This is a genomic window from Psychrobacter proteolyticus, from assembly GCF_038155145.1.
GTDB classification, from domain to species: Bacteria; Pseudomonadota; Gammaproteobacteria; order Pseudomonadales; family Moraxellaceae; genus Psychrobacter; species Psychrobacter proteolyticus_B.
In genome coordinates, this window is record NZ_JBAKAY010000233.1 from 1 (window position 1) to 210 (window position 210).

General features: G+C 49.5%; 1 pseudogene. It reads right to left on the bottom strand.

The features are described from left to right. Nucleotides 1-40: 40 nt before the first annotated feature. A pseudogene (locus V6252_RS13655) lies at nucleotides 41-210 on the bottom strand (penicillin-binding transpeptidase domain-containing protein); the annotation flags it as partial.

Consider the following 210-nt stretch of genomic DNA (forward strand, 5'->3'; position numbering starts at 1 on the left):
GTGCAACCTGTGCCAGTGTCACTTGTAGACCATAACCTTAACTGACCGTCGCACGGCGCGAGGTTTCTTTCTCTATTGGCGTAACGATCAAACCACTACCCTCACCTGGGAACTGCAAAGGTGTCTATGAGCCAAAGCCAAACTGTCGTTGCATATTACTACTAGCATCGGCTGGCAGAGAAAGCGCAATCTTGGTAGAGGCAACATTAC